Source organism: Rhodanobacter soli (genome assembly GCF_040548735.1).
Classification (GTDB): Bacteria; Pseudomonadota; Gammaproteobacteria; order Xanthomonadales; family Rhodanobacteraceae; genus Rhodanobacter; species Rhodanobacter soli_A.
This window is the reverse complement of the sequence record NZ_JBEPSD010000001.1, coordinates 1,947,707-1,965,457: the sequence shown is the minus strand read 5'-3', so window position 1 is coordinate 1,965,457 and position 17,751 is coordinate 1,947,707. Positions and strand designations below refer to the sequence as shown.

The window sequence follows — 17,751 nt, the reverse complement described above, 5'->3', positions numbered from 1 at the left end:
AGCCGCGGATCAGGCGCGGCCGAGCACCAGCAGATGGCGTTCGGCCGGCAGCCCCGGTACCGCCAGCTCGTGCGTGCCGCGCAGCTCGAAACCGGCCGGGATGCCGGGCAGTTCGTCGTCCGGCCGCTTGCCCTTCATCGCCAGCCAGATCCCGTCCGGCGCCAGCAGGTGGCCGCCCCAGCCGAGCATGTCGGCGAGACTGGCGAACGCGCGCGCGGTGACGCAGTCGTACTGTCCCTGCACGTCTTCCACCCGCGACTGCACAGCGCTCACGCCGTCGAGTTTCAGCGCTCGGATCGCCTCGCGCAGGAAGCGCACCTTCTTGCCATTGGAATCGACCAGCAGGATCTCCCGCCCCGGCGCGGCGATCGCCAGCACGATGCCGGGCAGGCCTGGACCGGTGCCCAGGTCGGCCAGGGTCCGGCCCTGCACGTACGGCAGGATCGCCAGCGAATCGAGCAGGTGACGGGTGACCATCTCCGCCGGATCGCGCACCGCGGTGAGGTTGTAGGCAGCGTTCCAGCGCTGCAGCAGGGCCTGGTAGTCGAGCAGCCGCGGCACCGCCTCCGCCGGCAGCTGCAGTCCCAGCGCGGCGATGCCTTGTTCGAGTCGTGCCTGCAAGGCGTCGCGCGTAGTCATCGGGTCACTCAAGAGGCGTGGGGCGCAAAGTATCCGCGGCGCGACCGGCATTGCCAACAAAAGAAAACCCGCCGAGGCGGGTCGAAGACTTGCAAATCCCCTGCGGCGCGGGCGCTCTCGGGCGCCCTGGCGCACTACCCGTGGTCAGGCGACGTCGAGGTCGACCCGGGTCACCATCATGCCGCGCTCGCGCAGCGCGCTGTTCAAGGCCTGCTTCACCCGTGCGCCGAGATCGCGGCGATCGGCGCTATCGGCCGCCGGCTCGCTGCGCAGCGCTTCCTGGGCGCCGCGGCGGATCAGCTGGTCGACCTGCTCGAATACCGCATCGGCCCGCTCCGGCTCCAGCACCTGCCAGTACACCGTGCCGCGCACGTCGTGCGCCTCGGCCAGCGGCTCCTCGAAACGCAGGGTCTGGCCGGCCAGGTTGATCTTGTGGGCGACCCGGTCAAACAGCGGCAACACCAGATGCGTACCCGACTGCAGCACGCGCACCAGCTTGCCGCGGCGATACAGGCTGTAGACCCGCCCGGCCGGCACGCGCCGGACCGCGCTGAGGATCAGCACGGCGCACAGGAGCAAGAGGGTGGACAGCAGGGTCATGGTATGCAAATCAGTTACTTGGTGAGTGTTTCTTCGCTATCACGGCAACTTGAGGATACAGCCGACTGAGCGGACATAGATTAACCCTGATTTAACGACAGGAAGAAATTTTTAACAACAGGCAAAAACGACCCGAATTGAGACGTCGTCCGCAAATGCCGCGCATTACGCTCCAGCCCGGCACCCGCCTCATCCGCGGCATGCTGCATTGCCATAACGCGATCCGCCCGATCCAATCACGCATTTTCCGCTCCGCCAGCCACTTGTCCGGCCCACTCATGAAAACGTTTGCGTAAACCTTCCGCAGCGCAGCAGAAGCCTTGTTAGCGGATGCTTTACAAGGCTTCATGAAAACGATTACGTTGTCGCCGCAATGGAGTTCGGCACTCGGGGCAACTCGCATGGCAACAGTGACAATCAAAGACGTGGCGCGCGAGGCCGGGGTTTCCGTGGCCTCGGTATCGCGTGCGCTGAATGGGGGTGGCGGCGTCACCGCGGCCACCAGCCAGCGCATCCACGACGTGGCCACGCGCTTGAGCTACGTGCCGCACGCCGGCGCGCGCAGCCTGATCACACGGCGCACGCACACGATCGGCGCGCTGCTGCCGGACCTGCACGGCGAGTTCTTTTCCGAACTGATCCGCGGCATCGACCTGGCCGCGCGTGCGCGCGGCCTGCACCTGCTGGTCTCCAGTTCGCACGACGGTGCCGAGGATGCCGCCGCCGCGCTGCGCGCGATGCAGGGCCGCGTCGACGGCATGCTGATCCTGTCCGGACACGTCGATGCCGCGTTCCTGCGCGCCAACCTTCCCGCCAGCGTGCCGGCCGTGCTGCTCAACAGCGCGGTGAAGAGCAAGGCGTACGCGGTGCTCAACATCGACAACTACGGCGGCGCCTACGCCATGGTGCGGCATCTGCTGGAGGCGGGCCACTCCAACGTGACCTTCATCGCCGGTCCCGCCGGCAACTTCGACGCGCAGCAGCGCGAGCTCGGTTATCGCGCGGCGATGGCGAAGTACGCCCCGCACGCACCGCTGGACGTGGTGGCGGGCGATTTCAACGAGGAGTCCGGCTATCGCGCCGGACAGCAGCTGCTCGCACGCAAGCCGCGGCCCGACGCCGTGTTCGCCGCCAACGACATGATGGCCGTGGGTTGCCTTTATGCCTTCAAGGAAGCCGGCGTGGACGTGCCGCGCGAGATCGCGCTGGCCGGCTTCGACGACATTCCGATCGCGCGCTACGTCACGCCGCCACTCAGCACGGTGCGCGTGCGCATCGTCGACCTGGGCCGCAGCGCGCTCGAACAGCTGGCGGCAATGTTGGAGGAATCCCGCCCGGACGCGGCATCCGCACATACGCTCGACTGCGAGATCGTCACCCGCGAGACCTGCGGCGCGGCGCGGCAGCCTGGGGCAGCAAAAGGCAAGGTTTTCGGTTCGGGGAATCGGTCATCCGGTACGGGAGGGAAGTCATGAAAGCATCCATACAACTCAGAAAGAAACTGCTCGCCAGCCTCATCAGCACCGCGGTGATCGCGGTGGCCGGCGTCCCGATGGTCTCGTGGGCGCAGTCCGCCAACGCGAACCTGCGCGGCAAGGCGCCACCCAGCGCGACCATCACGGCGAAGAACGTCGCGACCGGCGCCCAGCGACGGACCACCGCGAACGCAGACGGCAGCTACGCGCTGGTCGGACTGCCGCCCGGCACGTACACCGTCGACGCCGGCGCCGGCACCGAGCAGACCGTGCGCCTGTCGGTGGCCTCGACCGCCACTCTCAACCTGACGCAGGCAGCCGCCGCACCGGCTGGCGCCGTCAATGCCACCACCCTGACCGGGGTTTCGGTGACCGCGACGGCCCTGACCGAGGTGAAGACCTCGGAAATCGGCAGCACGGTTTCGCTGCATCAGATCAACACTACGCCGCAGATCACCCGCAACTTCCTCGAGTTCGCCGACACCGTACCGGGCATGGCGTTCAACGTCGAAAACGGCAAGACCTCGATCAAGGCCGGCGCGCAGCCTGCCGCCAATGTCAACGTATACATCGACGGAGTCGGTCAGAAGAATTACGTGCATGGCGGCGGCATCTCCGGCCAGGCCGGCCCGAACCACGATGGCGACGTAGGCAATCCGTTCCCGCAGCTGGCGATCGGCGAGTACCGCGTGATCACCTCGAACTACAAGGCCGAGTACGACCAGATCTCCTCCGCTGCCATCACGGCCGAGACGAAGTCCGGCACCAACGAGTTCCATGGCGAGGTGTTCAATACCTTCACCAGCGACCGCCTCCGCGCCGAGACGCCGGCCGAAAGCGATGCGCACAACAAGGCCCGTGGCGTGAGCCGCGAATACGGCGGCGCCTTCGGTGGCCCGATCATCACGGACAAACTGCACTTCTTCGTGACTTACGAGGGGAAGAAGTTCTCCACCCCGACCACCACCACCGGCTCGGGCCACACCTACAACAATGTTTCGTACAACGATTTCCTGCCTGCCGATGCGAAGGCCCAACTCGGGCCGACCGCATTGCCGTTCAAGGAGAACCTGTACTTCGGCAAGATCGACTGGGAGCCTACCGACCGCGACCGTTTCGAGCTGAGCACGAAGATCCGCAAGGAAACGCAGATCTACGGCGCTGGCCTTACCACCGCTGCCTCGGCCAATTACAACTACAAAAACGACGACAAGCGCTTCGACGCCCGCTGGCAGCACAGCGCGGATTCATGGTTCAACGAGCTGCTGTGGACCTACGAGAGCACGCTCGACACGCCCACACCGATCACCGACGCGCCGGCCACCACCTATTTCTGGAACGCGCCCGCCCCGGCGGATACGATCCTGATGATCAACGGTCAGGATCCGCGCCAGTATTTCGAGGCCTCGCAGAAGGGCAACGGCATCCAGGACAACCTCACCTTCAACGACCTGACGTGGCACGGTGACCACGTGGTCAAGATGGGCGTGAAATACAAGGAAGTGACGCTCTCCGATCGCGACAGCGCCACGAACGCCAACTACTTCTACAACGTGTCTCCCGACGGTACCGAAGCGACGCCGTACAAGGTGGTATTCGGCAAGGTCAATTCCGGCCTGCCGCTGACGGCGGTATCCAAGAACAAGCAGTTCGGCACCTATATCCAGGACGACTGGTCGGTCAACGACAAGCTCACCGTGAACCTGGGCGTGCGCTGGGACTACGAGAAGTCGCCGCAGTTCCTGGACTACCACACACTGCAGCCGATCGTGGACGCAATCAACGCGCCGACGTACGATTTCAACGGCGAGACCATCAATCAGTCGTACGCGCAGAGCCTCGCTGCCGGCGGCATCAACATCAACAACTACATCAGCACCGGCCACAACCGCAGCGCACAGAAGAACGAGATCCAGCCGCGTCTCGGCTTTTCCTACGACCTCAACGGCGATGAGGAACACGTGATCTTCGGTGGTGCCGGCCGCGCCTATGACCGCAACCTGTTCGACGTGATCTCGCTTGAGAACAGCAAGAACGCGCTGTCCGAGCCGACCGTCGATTTCGAGAACCCGACCGCCATCGACGGCTGCGGCCCGGGCAAGGCCAACGGCACGTCCTGTTTCGCGTGGGATCCGAAGTACCTTGACGCGGCCAACCTGCAGGGGCTGGGTTCGGGTGTGAGCGAAGTCGACATGATCAACAACAACATCAAGTCGCCGTACTCGGACCAGTTCAGCCTCGGCATGCGCAACAAGCTGGGCGACTGGAACACCAGCGTCACCCTAGCGCGCATTCTCCAGTACGACGGCATCATCGGTACGCTGGGCAACCGCTATCCCAACGGCAAGTTCTACAACTACGAGAACTTCACCAACCAGTGGGGCGGCGCGGGCGTGCCGGGCATCGGCAATCTGATCCTGTTCGACAACGGCAAGACGACCTACAACACCCAGCTGCTGCTGTCGGCCGAAAAGCCCTATACCCGCGAGAGCGGCTGGGGCATGACGATCGCCTACACCCACACGCACGCCACGCAGAACCGCTTGTATTCGGACGGCTACGCGTTCGACCTGCCGGGTATCCAGTACTACCCGTTCCAGACTTCCAGTGCGGCGCCCAAGCACCGGCTGGTGATGACCGGGGTGGTGGATGCGCCATGGGGCATCACCGTCGCCGGCAAGCTGACCCTGGCCACACCGACGCCGGTATCCGCGATCGGCTGCTGCAACCTGTGGCCGAACTCGGTCGGTGTCCAGGGCGAAATGTCGGCGGCTTACCCGGTCGTGGGTATACCTAAGGGTTCGCACTTTCTGGTGGGTGGGCCGATCTTCGGCTATCGGGATATCGACCTGCAGGCCACCAAGAACTTCGATCTCGGTCGCGACATGGTGCTCCAGCTGCGCTTCGATGCTCTGAATGTGCTGAACTTCAAGAACTACAACGACACCATCGACAACTACACAGGTGCCGCGTACAACCCGAGCTACAACCGGATCGGCAACATTCTCGGCGTACCGCGCACGTACAAGCTGACGGCGGATTTCAGGTTCTGAGCTGAGCGGTAGCGGAATCCCCTGCAGCCATGACGTTCTGCAAGGCCCGCTTCGGTGGGCCTTGCTTTTGATGATGCAAGGCTCCCCAGCGCCCCCATCGAACGGATCATCCTGCGCTTCGTCTTTCAGACCACTCCAAGCAGAAGGCCATGACGAACCAACGCATCAAGAACATCGTCATCGTGGGCGGCGGCACGGCCGGCTGGATGAGTGCCGCCGCACTGGCCAAGGTGCTCGGCCCCGGGCATTCGATACGACTGATCGAATCCGAGGAGATCGGCACCATCGGGGTCGGCGAGGCCACCGTGCCGCACCTGTCTCTCTTCAACAAGCTGCTCGGCATCGACGAAGCGGAGTTCGTCAGGGAAACCAGGGGCACGTTCAAGCTGGGCGTCCAGTTCGTCAACTGGCTGAAGCCCGGCAAGACCTATGTCCACGGTTTCGGCACCTCCATCGGCCTCGATATCGGCATGCTCCCGTTCCACCAGTACTGGCTGCGGGCCTTCAAGAGCGGCAACGCGAGCGAGATCGGCGACTACTCGTTGAACACCTTGGCGGCAGCGCACGGAAAGTTCATGGTCTCGGCGGTTGATGCGCCGCCGAATACGCCATTGGCGAATATCGCCTACGCCTACCACTTCGATGCCGGTCTGTACGCCCGCTATCTCCGCCGCTATGCAGAAGCCCGCGGCGTGCAACGCACCGAGGGAAAGATCCGCGAAACCCTGTTGCGGCCGAGCGATGGCTTTGTCGACGCCGTGGTACTGGAGAGCGGCGAGAAAATCAGTGGCGAGCTCTTCATCGACTGCTCCGGTTTCCGCGGCCTGCTGATCGAGCAGGCGCTGCATACCGGCTACGAGGACTGGAACCACTGGCTGCCAACCAATCGGGCGGTGACCGTGGCCTGCGAACGGACCGGACCGCCGACACCGTATACACGCGCCACCGCGCAGACCGCCGGCTGGCAATGGCGCATCGCTCTGCAGCACCGCGTGGGCAACGGCCACGTCTATGCCAGTCCGTACATCAGCGATGACGAGGCGGCGGCAACATTGCTGCGCAATCTTGATGGCGCTCCCCTCGGTGAGCCGCGGCTGCTTCGTTTTGTCGCCGGCACGCGCAAGAAGGTGTGGAACCGCAACGTCGTGGCCATCGGCCTCGCCAGCGGCTTCCTCGAACCGCTCGAATCGACCGGCATCTTCCTCATCCAGTCGGCCATCACGCGGTTGCTGACCCTGTTCCCCGACCGGAATTTCAGCGAGGCCGTCATCGATCGCTACAACGCGCTGTCACGTTTCGAGCTGGAACGCATCCGCGACTTCCTGATCCTGCACTTCCACGCCACGCAACGCGACGACACGCCCTTCTGGAACTATTGCCGCACGATGGAGATTCCCGAAACGCTGCGCAGCGTGATGGCGCTGTTCCGGGAAGGCGGGCAATTCATCCGCAACGCCGAGGAACTGTTCGGTCTGGTGAGTTGGGTCGAAGTGATGCTTGGCCAAGGCATCATGCCGACGACCTGGCACACGGGCGCCGATCAGATGTCGGAAAAGGACCTGAACGAATTCGTCGCACACGTGCAGCAGGTCATTGCCACCTGTGTCGACGCCATGCCTCCGCACCAGGCGTTCATCGATCGCTATTGCAAGGCCGCTGGTGTCTGACTCCGCTGCGGCAATGCCGTGGCGCGGATTGGCGAACGCCATCGGCTGCCATGGCGGCCACGCCGTGATCCCGATACGCCATTGAAGAGAGGGTTGTGATGATCTTGTCCAGGTTTCTTTTCCATACGCGAGTAACCATCCTCTTCGCGCTGCTGGTCATCGGTGCGGGTTGGCAGTCGCCCGCCACGGCGAGGCAGCCGGCTCTCGGCTACGCCGATCTCGCCCCACAGCGGCAGGCGCTGGTCAACGACCTCGAGAGGCGCAGCTTCGACTGGTTCTGGCAGGGTGCGGATCCGAAGACCGGGCTGGTGCCCGATTCGTATCCGGGCCAGTCATTCTCCTCGATCGCCGCGGTCGGCTTCGGGCTGACCGCCTACGGCATCGGCGCCGAGCGCGGCTACATCACGCGCGGGCAGGCAGCGGCGCGCACCCTGGCGACCTTGCGCTTCTTCGCCGCTGCGCCGCAGAACGACAGCGAGGACGATGCCACCGGCTACCACGGCTTCTTCTACCACTTCCTCGACATGAAGACCGGCCGGCGCGCGATGCGCTACGTCGAGTTGTCCAGCGTGGACACCACCCTGCTGCTCGGCGGCGTGCTGTTCGCGCAGTCGTACTACGACCGCGACACGCCGCAGGAGACCGCGATCCGCCAGCTCGCCGACACGATCTACCGCCGCGTCGACTGGCCCTGGATGCAGCCGCGCAAACCGCTGATCAGCATGGGCTGGACGCCGGGCGGCAAGTTCATCCCGGCCGACTGGAAGGGCTACAACGAAGGCATGCTGGTGTACATCCTCGCGCTCGGCTCGCCGACCCATCCGGTCGGACCCGAGGCATGGGCGGCATGGTTGTCCACCAATCACCTGACCTGGGGCACGTTCCAGGGCCAGACCTTCCTCAACTTCGCGCCGCTGTTCGGCCACCAGTACAGCCAGAGCTGGGTCGACTTCCGCGGCATCCGCGACGCCTGGGGCCGCGAACACGATCTCGATTACTTCGAGAACAGCCGCCGCGCCACCTACGCGCAGCGCAGCTACGCGATCGCCAACCCCGGCCACTGGACCGGCTACGGCACCAACGTGTGGGGCCTCACCGCCAGCAACGGGCCCGGCGGCCTGGTCGTGAAGAGTGCCGAGGGCGATCGCACCTTCTACGGCTACACCGCGCGCGGCGCCGGGCTCGACGACATCACCGACGATGGCACCGTCGCGCCGACCGCAGCGGCCGGCTCGATCGCGTTCGCGCCGGAGATCGTGGTGCCGGCGCTGGAAACCATGAAGCAGCGCTACGGCAAGTACATCTACGACGACTACGGCTTCGTCGACGCGTTCAACCTCAGCTTCCATACCCCGACCACGCTGCGCACCGGCAGACTGGTACCCGGCCTGGGCTGGGTCGACACTCTGCAGCTGGGCATCGACCAGGGCCCGATCGTGCTGATGATCGAGAACTGGCGCAGCGGCTTCGTGTGGAACGTGATGAAGAAGAATCCGTACATCCGCAAGGGACTCGAACGCGCCGGCTTCGAAGGCGGCTGGCTCGCGGGAACACCGGAAAAATGACGCACGGTCCGCGCCCACGGCGATCGCGGCGCGGCCTGTGGCTGGCCGCGATCGCCGTGGGCAGCGCGCTGCTCGGCAGTTGCGCGCCGGCGCCGGCGGGGCACCAGCTCACGCTCTGGACGATCGGCCGCGAAGGCGAGGCGATCATGCAGCTGCTGCCGGCGTTCGAGCGCGCGCACCCGGACATCCGCGTGAAGGTGCAGCAGCTGCCGCTGACCGCGGCGCACCAGAAGCTGCTCACCGCGTTCGCCGGCGGTTCCACCCCCGACCTCAGCCAGCTCGGCAATACCTGGCTGCCCGAGCTGGTGGCGCTGCATGCACTGGAGCCGCTGCAGGCGCGCGTGGACCACTCGGACGTGGTGCGGGCGGACGACTACTTCGCCAGCATCTGGGCCACCAACGTGATCGGCGGCACGCTGTACGGCGTGCCGTGGTACGTCGACACGCGGCTGCTGTTCTACCGCAAGGACCTGCTGCGGAAGGCCGGCTTCGACGCGCCGCCGCGCACCTGGGCCGAGTGGCGGCGCATGCTCGCCGCGCTGAGCGACCCGCAACGCCACGTCTACGGCATCCTCCTGCCGACCAACGAGTACGAGCAGCTGATGTCGCTGGCGCTGCAGCAGCCCGAGCCGCTGCTGCGCGATGGCGGCCGCTACGGCAACTTCGAGAGCGCCGGCTTCAAGCGCGCGCTGAGCTTCTACGTCGACACGTTCAAACTGAAGCAGGCGCCGGCGATCACCAATGTCGAGGCCGGCAACCCGTGGACGGAATTCGGCCGCGGCGTGTACGCGTTTTATCTGTCCGGGCCATGGAATATCGGCGAATTCCGCACGCGCCTGCCGGCCGCGCAGCAGGACGACTGGGCCACTGCGCCGCTGCCCGGCCCGGCCGGCGCCGGCATCGGCGCGGCCGGCGGCTCCAGTCTGGTGATCTTCCGCGCCTCGAAGCACAAGGACGCCGCCTGGCAACTGATCGAATACCTGTCGCAGCCGGCCGTGCAGCAGCAGTTCTACGAGCTGCTCGGCGACATGCCGCCACGGCGCAGTTCGTGGCAAGGCGGCGCATTGCGCGACGACCCGAAGGCACGCGCGTTCCGCGAGCAGCTGGAACAGGTGAAGCCGACCCCGCCGGTGCCGGAGTGGGAGCGCATCGCCAACGAGATGCAACTGGTCGCCGCCGAGGCGATCGCCGGCCAGCTGACCATCGACCAGGCCGCCGCCGAGATCGACCGGCGCGCCGACACGATCCTGGCCAAGCGTCGCTGGGTGCTCGACCACGCGCAGCCCGACCACGCCAGGGAACACCCGCCATGAATTCGCCGCGCAGCGCCTGGCTGTTCCTGGCCCCGGCCCTGGTCGTGCTGGGCGTGTTCTTCCTGTTGCCGGTGCTTGGCGCGCTCATCCTCAGCCTCACCGACTACGACCTCTACGCGCTGGCCGACATCCGCAACCTGCGCTTCATCGGCCTCGGCAATTACTGGGAGCTGCTGCATCGGCCGCTGTTCTGGTCGGCGCTGGGCCACACGGCGTACTTCGTGGCGGTGGGCGTGCCGCTGTCGATGGGTGCCTCGCTGGGCGCGGCGCTGTTGCTCAACTCGCCGCTGGCACGCTGCAAGCCGCTGTTCCGCACCGCGCTGTTCGCACCGGTGGTGACCACGGTGGTGGCGGTGGCGGTGATCTGGCGCTATTTGTTCAACACCAAGTACGGCATGGCGAACTACCTGCTGGGCCTGCTCGGCATCCACCCGGTCGACTGGCTGGGCGACCCGCACTGGGCGATGCCGACGATCATCCTGTTCGCGGTGTGGAAGAACTTCGGCTACAACATGATCATCTTCCTGGCTGGGCTGCAGGCGATCCCGCCGGACCTGTACGAGGCCGCGCGCATCGACGGCGCCTCGGCGTGGCGGCAGTTCCGCCACATCACCCTGCCGATGCTCAAGCCGACCATGCTGATGGTCGGCATCCTCACCGTGTCGGGCTACTTCCAGCTGTTCGCCGAGCCCTACGTGATGACCGAGGGCGGTCCGCTGCAGAGCACGGTGAGCGTGCTGTACCTGATGTACGACGAAGGCTTCAAGTGGTGGAACCTCGGCTCCGCCTCGGCGGTGGCGTTCCTGCTGTTCCTGCTCATGTTCGCGGTGACCGTACTGATGGTGAAGCTGTCGCGACGCGGCGAGCACCCCGACGGAGGGCCGGCATGAGCCCGCGACTGATGAAGGCGCTGATCAACGGCCTGCTGATCGGCGGCACGGTGGTCGCGCTATTCCCGCTGCTGTGGATGCTGTCGGTGTCGTTCATGGCGCCGGGCGAGGCCAGCGCGCTGCCGCCGCCGTTGCTGCCGAAGCACCCGGGCTGGGCGAATTACCGCGAGCTGTTCGTGCGCGCCGGCATGGGCCGCTACCTGCTCAACAGCGTGCTGGTCGCCGGCGCGATCACCGCGCTGTCGCTGGTGCTCAACCTGATGGCCGGCTACGCCTTCGCCAAGCTGCGCTTCGCCGGCCGCGAGCGCTTGTTCCAGGCGCTGCTCGGTGCGCTGGTGATCCCTGCCCAGGTGGCGATGCTGCCGCTGTTCCTGCTGCTGAAATACGTCGGCCTGGTCAACAGCTACGCCGGCGTGGTCGCGCCGGCGATGGCCACCGTGTTCGGCATCTTCCTGGTGCGCCAGTACGCGCGCGGCATCCCCGACGAACTGCTGGAGGCCGCGCGCATCGACGGTGCCGGCGAGTGGCGCATCTTCGTGCAGATCGTGCTGCCGCTGCTGAAGCCGATCATCGTGACGCTGGCGATCTTCAGCTTCCTCGCCGCCTGGAACGACTTCATGTGGCCGCTGATCGTGCTGACCGGGCAGGAGCACTACACCCTGCCGATCGGGCTGGCCTCGCTGGCGCGCGAGCACGCGCAGGACAGCGAACTGATGATGGCCGGCTCGGTGGTCACCGTGCTGCCGGTGCTGCTGCTGTTCCTGTCGCTGCAGCGCTACTACCTGCAGGGACTGCTGCTGGGCAGCGTGAAGGGGTAGCGATGCCGGTGCGCGCATGGTGATCGTGGTGATGGGTGTTTCCGGCAGCGGCAAGAGCACGCTGGCCCGGGCGCTGGCCGAGGCATGGAACTGGGATTTCCAGGAAGGCGACGAGCTGCACCCGCCGGCGAACATCGACAAGATGCGGGCAGGCCTCGCGCTCGATGACGACGACCGCCGGCCGTGGCTGGAGCGCGTGGCGGCATGGATCGCCGCCGAACTGGCCCGTGGCCGCGATGGCGTGGTGACCTGTTCCGCGCTCAAGCGCCGCTACCGTGACCGGCTGCGCCGCGCCGGCGCCGGGGTGCGTTTCGTCTGCATCGAGCTGCCGCCTGCCGAACTCGAGCGGCGCCTGCGCCGGCGCCGGCACTTCATGCCGGCCTCGCTGCTCGACAGCCAGCTGCGCACGCTCGAGGTTCCGGACGCGGCCGAAAACGTGCTGGTCATGGCGGGCGAAGATGCCACCGAGGACATCGTCGCGGCGGTAGGCCGCTGGCTGGAGCAGGACGATGCCGCTGGCTGAGCCGGAACGGCCGGCCCTCGTCCCGCCGGACGGACGAGGGCACGGCGCGGCCTCCGCTGCCTAGAACTTGCCGGCGCGGAAGTCGGCGATCGCTTCGTGGATCTGCTCGGGCGTGTTCATCACGAACGGCCCGTAGCGCGCCACGCTTTCGTTCAGCGGCTTGCCGGCGACCACCAGCAGGCGCGCGGGCTTGTCGCCGCCGGCCAGCTGCAGTTGCTCGCCGTCGGACAACACGCCCAGCTCGCTGCGCTGCAGCTGCTCGCCGCCGACCAGGGCCGACTCGCCGTCGAACACATAGGCGAAGCCATGATGCCCGGCGGGAAGATCCAGCGTGAACTGCGCGCCCGGCTGCAGTCCGATGTCCAGGTATACCGGCGCGGTGACGATGCCCTCGACCGGACCGGCGGCGCCGGCCAGTTCGCCGGCGATCACCTTCACTTCGACGCCTGCGGCCGGCTGCACCACCGGAATCCGCTCGGGGCCGATGTCCTGGTAGCGCGGCGCGGTCATCTTGTCGGCCGCCGGCAGGTTCACCCACAGCTGGAAGCCCCACATCAGGCCGTTTTCCTGCTGCGGCATTTCCGAATGCAGGATGCCGCGGCCGGCGGTCATCCACTGCACGCTGCCGGGCGTGAGGTCGCCGCGGTTGCCGTGGTTGTCCTGGTGCTGCATGCGCCCGGCCAGCATGTAGGTGACGGTCTCGAAGCCGCGATGCGGATGCTCCGGGAAACCGGCGATGTAGTCGCCGGCGCTGTCGGAACGGAATTCGTCCAGCAGCAGGAACGGGTCGAGCATGTCCAGTCCGGGCTGGCCGATCACGCGCTTCAGCTTCACGCCGGCGCCGTCGGACGTGTCCATGCCGCGGATGCGGCGGGTGATGTGGCGGTCGCTCATGGCGTACTCCAGATAAAAGGGAACTGGCAGCCAAGATGGCCCGGTTCGCCCACTTATCCAAGTACCCGGGCAGGAACGGATTGTTTCAACGGCGCAACGCTGGCCTCCGGCCTCAATGCACCCAGTGCCCGCTGCGCTGGCGCGGCGGAGTGCCGTCGTCGCCGGTGTTGGGCTGCTGCTGACGCACCATCGCCTCGACTTCGGCCTCGGTGGCGGGCTTGGCCTGCCAATACTGGTTCACCGCGCCGAGCACGGCCGGCACCTGCGCCAGGCATTCGTCGTATTCGTCGTCGCTGAGCTTCTCGAACTCGGTGTCCGCGCTGAGGATGCCCTCGTCCACCGCCAGCGCCATCACCGGGCCGAGCAGTTCCATCAGCTGCGGATCCTCGGCCAGGCGGCCCTCCCACAGCCCGGCGCGCAGGTCGATGCCGCGGCTGAAACCTTCGCACCAGCCGGCGGCGGACAGCATCGGGCCGCCTTCCATCTCGACCTCGCCAAGGATCGGCTCGTAGGCCTCCACCTCGAGCTCGGCGACGATCGAATCGTTGAGCTTGGCCAGCAGCGCCAGCACGCGGTTGCCTTCGTCCTCGTCGGCAAACGGTTCGTGCAGCACTTCGGGCAGCCATTCGTCCGGCAGCACCAGCAGCGGGCCGACCGCCAGCGCGCTGAGCAGGCCGTGCACGCCGTCCAGCAGCAGGTCGCCTTCGCCGGTGTGCGCACGCAGGTAGCGATCCAGCTCGTCCAGTTCGTTGTCGTCCAGCGAGCTGGGCCATTCGGTTTTTGCGGTCATTACTTCAGATGTCCAGTTCCAGCGTCACCGGCGTGTGGTCGGAAGGGCGCTCCCAGCGACGCGGTTCGCGGTCGATCGCCGCCGCCGTGGCGGCGGATTTCAATGCCTCGCCGATCAGGATCAGGTCAATGCGCAGGCCCATGTTGCGACGGAACGCGGCCTGCCGATAGTCCCACCAGCTGTAGTGTCCGGCCTCCGGCTGAAACAGCCGGAAGCTGTCGTGCAGGCCGAGGTCGGTGATCGCCTTGAGTCCGGCGCGTTCCGGCGGCGAGCACAGGATGTCCTCGCCCCAGGCGACCGGGTCGTAGACGTCGCGGTCGTCCGGGCAGATGTTGAAATCGCCCAGCACGACCAGGTTGGGGTGACGTTCCTGCTCGCGCGCCAGGAACTCGCGCACCTTGGCCAGCCAGTCCAGCTTGTACGCGTATTTCTCGTCGCCGACCGCCTTGCCGTTGACCACGTACAGGTCGACCACGCGCACACCGCCGATGGTGGCGGCGAGGATGCGCCGCTGCGGGTCGGCCAGGCCGGGGATGTCGGTGACGACATCGCCGAAACCGTCATGGACTTCGGCGCGGGCCAGGATCGCCACGCCGTTGTAGGTCTTCTGGCCCGAGTACACCGCGCGATAGCCGGCTGCCGCCAGTTCGTCGACCGGAAATTTCGCGTCTTCGAGCTTGGTTTCCTGCAGCGCCACCACGTCCGGCTGCGCGTCGGCCAGCCACTGGGTCAGGTGCGGCAGGCGCACCTTCAGCGAATTGACGTTCCACGAAGCGATCTTCATCGCGGCATTGTAAGGGAAGCGCCGTCGGGGGTTGCCGGGAACCGGAAAGCCACCCGGCCCGGCAGGCCTCACTGCCGTGGACCTGCTGCCGCGCTGTCGGCCGGAATGGCGCCGTACCGCGGTTCATGCCCGGAAACAGGAGGCTTTTGGCCGGCCCGGCAGGCCAGTTCGCGGAAGTTTGCGCAAAAAACCACCGAAACCCGGCATTCCAGTGTATGCTGATCGAGCAAGAGTCCAAGGTAACTCGGATTTCCTGCTTCTATTGCGGTCAAGTGCGCTTCGCTCCGAGCCGCAAACCATCCATGCTTCAAAGGTAATGTTACATGTCGGATCGTCAGAGCGGTACAGTCAAGTGGTTCAACGACGCCAAAGGTTTTGGCTTCATCACCCCGGAAAGCGGTGACGACCTGTTCGTGCATTTCCGCGCGATCCAGGGCACGGGCTTCAAGTCCCTGCAGGAAGGCCAGCGCGTCACGTTCGTCGTCACCAAGGGCCAGAAAGGCCTGCAGGCTGAGGAAGTCCAGGTTGCCTGAGTCCTTCGGGATTTGAGCGAATCTGAAAAGCCCGCTTCGGCGGGCTTTTTTTCGTCTGCAGCCAGGCAGTGCCCAAACTCGGGCACCGCCCGACCCGCCACGATCAGGCCAGCCCGTGGCTGCGCAGCAGCGCCTCCGGATCCGGCTTGCGGCCGCGGAAGGCGATGAAGCTTTCCAGCGCCGGGCGGCTGGCGCCGACCGCCAGAAACTCGCGGCGGAAGCGCTCGCCGGTGGCGCGGTCGATCACGCCATGCTCCTCGAACTCGCCAAACGCGTCGGCGCTGAGCAGCTCGGCCCACAGGTAGCTGTAGTAACCGGCCGCGTAACCGCCGGCGAAGATGTGGCTGAAGCCGTGCGGGAAGCGCTGCCACGCCGGTGGATGCATCACGGCGACCTGCTTGCGCACCTGTTCCAGCACCGCCAGCGGACGGGCGCCCTGCGCCGGGTCGTACTCCAGGTGCAGCAGGAAATCGAACAGGGCGAATTCCAGCTGGCGCACCAGGAACAGGCCGGCGTGGAAATGCCGCGCGGCCAGCATGCGTTCGAACAAGGCGTCCGGCAGCCGCTCGCCGGTCTGCCAGTGCTTCGCGAACAGGTCCAGCGCCTCGCGATTCCAGCCGAAGTTCTCCATGAACTGGCTGGGCAACTCCACCGCGTCCCATTCGACGCCGTCGATGCCGCCGATCGAGGGCAGCGCGATCTCGGTGAGCAGGTGATGCAGGCCGTGGCCGAACTCGTGGAACAGGGTCAGCACGTCGTCGTGGGTGAGCAGGGCCGGCTTGCCCTCGGTGGGCGGCGCGAAATTGCAGGTGAGGAAGGCCACCGGCAGCTGCCGTTGCCCACCGTCGTCGAAGCGGGCGCGGCAGACGTCCATCCACGCGCCGCCGCGCTTGCCGTTGCGCGCGTACAGGTCGACATAGGCGCCGGCGAACACGCGGCCGTCGGCGTCGCGCACGTCGTAGTAGCGCACTTGCGGATGCCACACGTCGACGCCGTCGCGCGGGGCGAGGGTGATGCCGTACAGCTGCGTGGTGAGGCCGAACAGGCCGTCGATCACCGCCGGCAGCGGGAAGTACGGCTTGAGCTGTTCCTCGTCCAGCGCGTACTCGCGCTGGCGCAGTTTCTCCGACGCATAGGCGACGTCCCACGGCTCGAGGTTGTCGAGCTTCAGCTCGGCATGGGCGAACTCGCGCAACGTGGCCAGCTCGCGCTGCGCCACCGGCTTCGCGCGCGCGGCCAGGTCATGCAGGAATTCCATCACTTCGGTCGGCGAGACGGCCATCTTGGTCGCCAGCGATTCCTCCGCCGCGTTGGCGAAACCGAGCAGCTGTGCCGCCTCGTGACGCAGCGCCATGATCCGCTCGATGCGCGCACTGTTGTCGAACTTGCCCGCGTTCGGACCCTGGTCGGAGGCGCGCGTCTGGTAGGCCCAGTACACCCGTTCGCGCAGGCCGCGGTTGTCGGCGTAGGTCAGCACCGCCTGCACGCTGGGTTGCTTCAGGGTGACCAGATAGCCGTCCAGACCCTGGTCCGCGGCGTACTGGCGCAGCACCGCGCGGCCGGAATCCGGGATGCCGGCGAGGTCGCGTTCGTCGGTGACGTGCTCGTGCCACGCCTCGCTGGCGTCGAGCACCGCATTGGAGAATTCGGTGGAGAGTTTCGACAATTCCACCCCGATCTCGCGGAAGCGCGAACGCGCCGGCTCGTCCAGCGCCACGCCGGACAGCCGGAAGTCGCGCAGCGCATGTTCGACCAGCGCGCGTTCGGGGCGCGGCAGCATGGCGAAGTCCGGCGCGTCCGCCAGCGCCTGCACCGCGGCGTACAGCTCGCGGTTCTGGCCCAGCTCGATCGCGTGCTCGGTGAGTTGCTCCTCGGCCGGTCCGTACACCGCGCGCAAGGCCTCGCTGTCGGCCACCGAATGCAGATGCGACACCGGCGCCCAGGCCCGCGCCAGACGCTGCTCCAGCCGCTCCTGGGTCAGCATCACCGTGGCGAAATCGCGTGGCGCGCCGGGCGCGACCAGCGCGTCGATGCCGGCGCGGTAGTCGGCCAGGATCGCATCGATCGCCGGCGCAACGTGCTCAGGAAGGATCTGCGAGAACGCCGGCAGGGTGTCGTCGGCCAGCAGCGGGTTGTCGTGACTCATGAACGCTCCTTTTCAGGCCATCAGCGTGGCGATCGCGCAAGGCGAAATCAAGCATGACGAT

Annotated in this window: 15 protein-coding genes; 9 read left to right on the top strand and 6 right to left on the bottom strand. The window is 66.4% G+C overall.

What is annotated here, in order from left to right:
• Positions 1–9: 9 nt before the first annotated feature.
• The gene (gene rsmG / locus ABIE04_RS08890; RefSeq protein WP_354548819.1) at positions 10–639 is read right to left on the bottom strand and encodes a 16S rRNA (guanine(527)-N(7))-methyltransferase RsmG; all 630 of its coding nucleotides are present in this window, start codon (positions 637–639) and stop codon (positions 10–12) included.
• 144 nt (positions 640–783) lie between these two features.
• The gene (locus ABIE04_RS08885; protein WP_354548816.1) at positions 784–1,239 is read right to left on the bottom strand and encodes an SPFH domain-containing protein; all 456 of its coding nucleotides are present in this window, start codon (positions 1,237–1,239) and stop codon (positions 784–786) included.
• Positions 1,240–1,640: 401 nt separating this feature from the next.
• On the opposite strand from ABIE04_RS08885, the gene ABIE04_RS08880 reads away from it, so the two are divergent.
• The 8 genes from ABIE04_RS08880 to ABIE04_RS08845 all read left to right on the top strand — a co-directional run bounded on the left by ABIE04_RS08880 (position 1,641) and on the right by ABIE04_RS08845 (position 12,543).
• Positions 1,641–2,714, top strand: a complete 1,074-nt coding sequence (locus ABIE04_RS08880; protein WP_354548813.1) for a LacI family DNA-binding transcriptional regulator — start codon at positions 1,641–1,643, stop codon at positions 2,712–2,714.
• On the top strand, positions 2,711–5,767 hold the full coding sequence (locus tag ABIE04_RS08875; RefSeq protein ID WP_354548811.1) for a TonB-dependent receptor: 3,057 nt from the start codon (positions 2,711–2,713) through the stop codon (positions 5,765–5,767). The genes ABIE04_RS08880 and ABIE04_RS08875 overlap by 4 nt, the downstream gene beginning before the upstream one ends.
• A gap of 149 nt (positions 5,768–5,916) precedes the next feature.
• Complete coding sequence (locus tag ABIE04_RS08870) at positions 5,917–7,434, top strand: tryptophan halogenase family protein (RefSeq protein WP_354548809.1); 1,518 nt, start codon at positions 5,917–5,919, stop codon at positions 7,432–7,434.
• A 98-nt stretch (positions 7,435–7,532) separates the two neighbouring features.
• The gene (locus ABIE04_RS08865) at positions 7,533–8,999 is read left to right on the top strand and encodes a glucoamylase family protein (protein WP_354548807.1); all 1,467 of its coding nucleotides are present in this window, start codon (positions 7,533–7,535) and stop codon (positions 8,997–8,999) included.
• Positions 8,996–10,312, top strand: coding sequence for a sugar ABC transporter substrate-binding protein (locus ABIE04_RS08860; protein ID WP_354548805.1), 1,317 nt, complete (start codon positions 8,996–8,998; stop codon positions 10,310–10,312). Before ABIE04_RS08865 ends, ABIE04_RS08860 begins: the two co-directional genes overlap by 4 nt.
• Positions 10,309–11,202 (top strand): carbohydrate ABC transporter permease, encoded by an 894-nt coding sequence (locus ABIE04_RS08855; RefSeq protein ID WP_354548803.1) that lies wholly within the window; start codon positions 10,309–10,311, stop codon positions 11,200–11,202. Before ABIE04_RS08860 ends, ABIE04_RS08855 begins: the two co-directional genes overlap by 4 nt.
• The gene (locus ABIE04_RS08850) at positions 11,199–12,020 is read left to right on the top strand and encodes a carbohydrate ABC transporter permease (RefSeq protein WP_354548800.1); all 822 of its coding nucleotides are present in this window, start codon (positions 11,199–11,201) and stop codon (positions 12,018–12,020) included. The genes ABIE04_RS08855 and ABIE04_RS08850 overlap by 4 nt, the downstream gene beginning before the upstream one ends.
• A 16-nt stretch (positions 12,021–12,036) precedes the next feature.
• Positions 12,037–12,543, top strand: coding sequence for a gluconokinase (locus ABIE04_RS08845; RefSeq protein ID WP_354548798.1), 507 nt, complete (start codon positions 12,037–12,039; stop codon positions 12,541–12,543).
• A gap of 60 nt (positions 12,544–12,603) precedes the next feature.
• On the opposite strand, the gene ABIE04_RS08840 is transcribed toward ABIE04_RS08845, so the two are convergent.
• From ABIE04_RS08840 to xth, 3 genes are all read right to left on the bottom strand, one after another.
• Positions 12,604–13,437, bottom strand: a complete 834-nt coding sequence (locus ABIE04_RS08840) for a pirin family protein (protein WP_354548795.1) — start codon at positions 13,435–13,437, stop codon at positions 12,604–12,606.
• Between the two features lie 112 nt (positions 13,438–13,549).
• Positions 13,550–14,227, bottom strand: coding sequence for a YecA family protein (locus ABIE04_RS08835; RefSeq protein WP_354548793.1), 678 nt, complete (start codon positions 14,225–14,227; stop codon positions 13,550–13,552).
• A 4-nt stretch (positions 14,228–14,231) separates the two neighbouring features.
• Entirely contained in the window at positions 14,232–15,011 is a 780-nt protein-coding gene (xth, locus tag ABIE04_RS08830; RefSeq protein ID WP_354548790.1) for an exodeoxyribonuclease III, read from the bottom strand.
• A 323-nt stretch (positions 15,012–15,334) separates the two neighbouring features.
• On the opposite strand from xth, the gene ABIE04_RS08825 reads away from it, so the two are divergent.
• Entirely contained in the window at positions 15,335–15,544 is a 210-nt protein-coding gene (locus tag ABIE04_RS08825) for a cold-shock protein (protein ID WP_007809889.1), read from the top strand.
• Between the two features lie 103 nt (positions 15,545–15,647).
• Here ABIE04_RS08825 and ABIE04_RS08820 read toward each other — a convergent pair whose 3' ends face one another.
• Positions 15,648–17,690 (bottom strand): M3 family metallopeptidase, encoded by a 2,043-nt coding sequence (locus ABIE04_RS08820; protein WP_354548787.1) that lies wholly within the window; start codon positions 17,688–17,690, stop codon positions 15,648–15,650.
• Between the last annotated feature and the right edge of the window lie 61 nt (positions 17,691–17,751).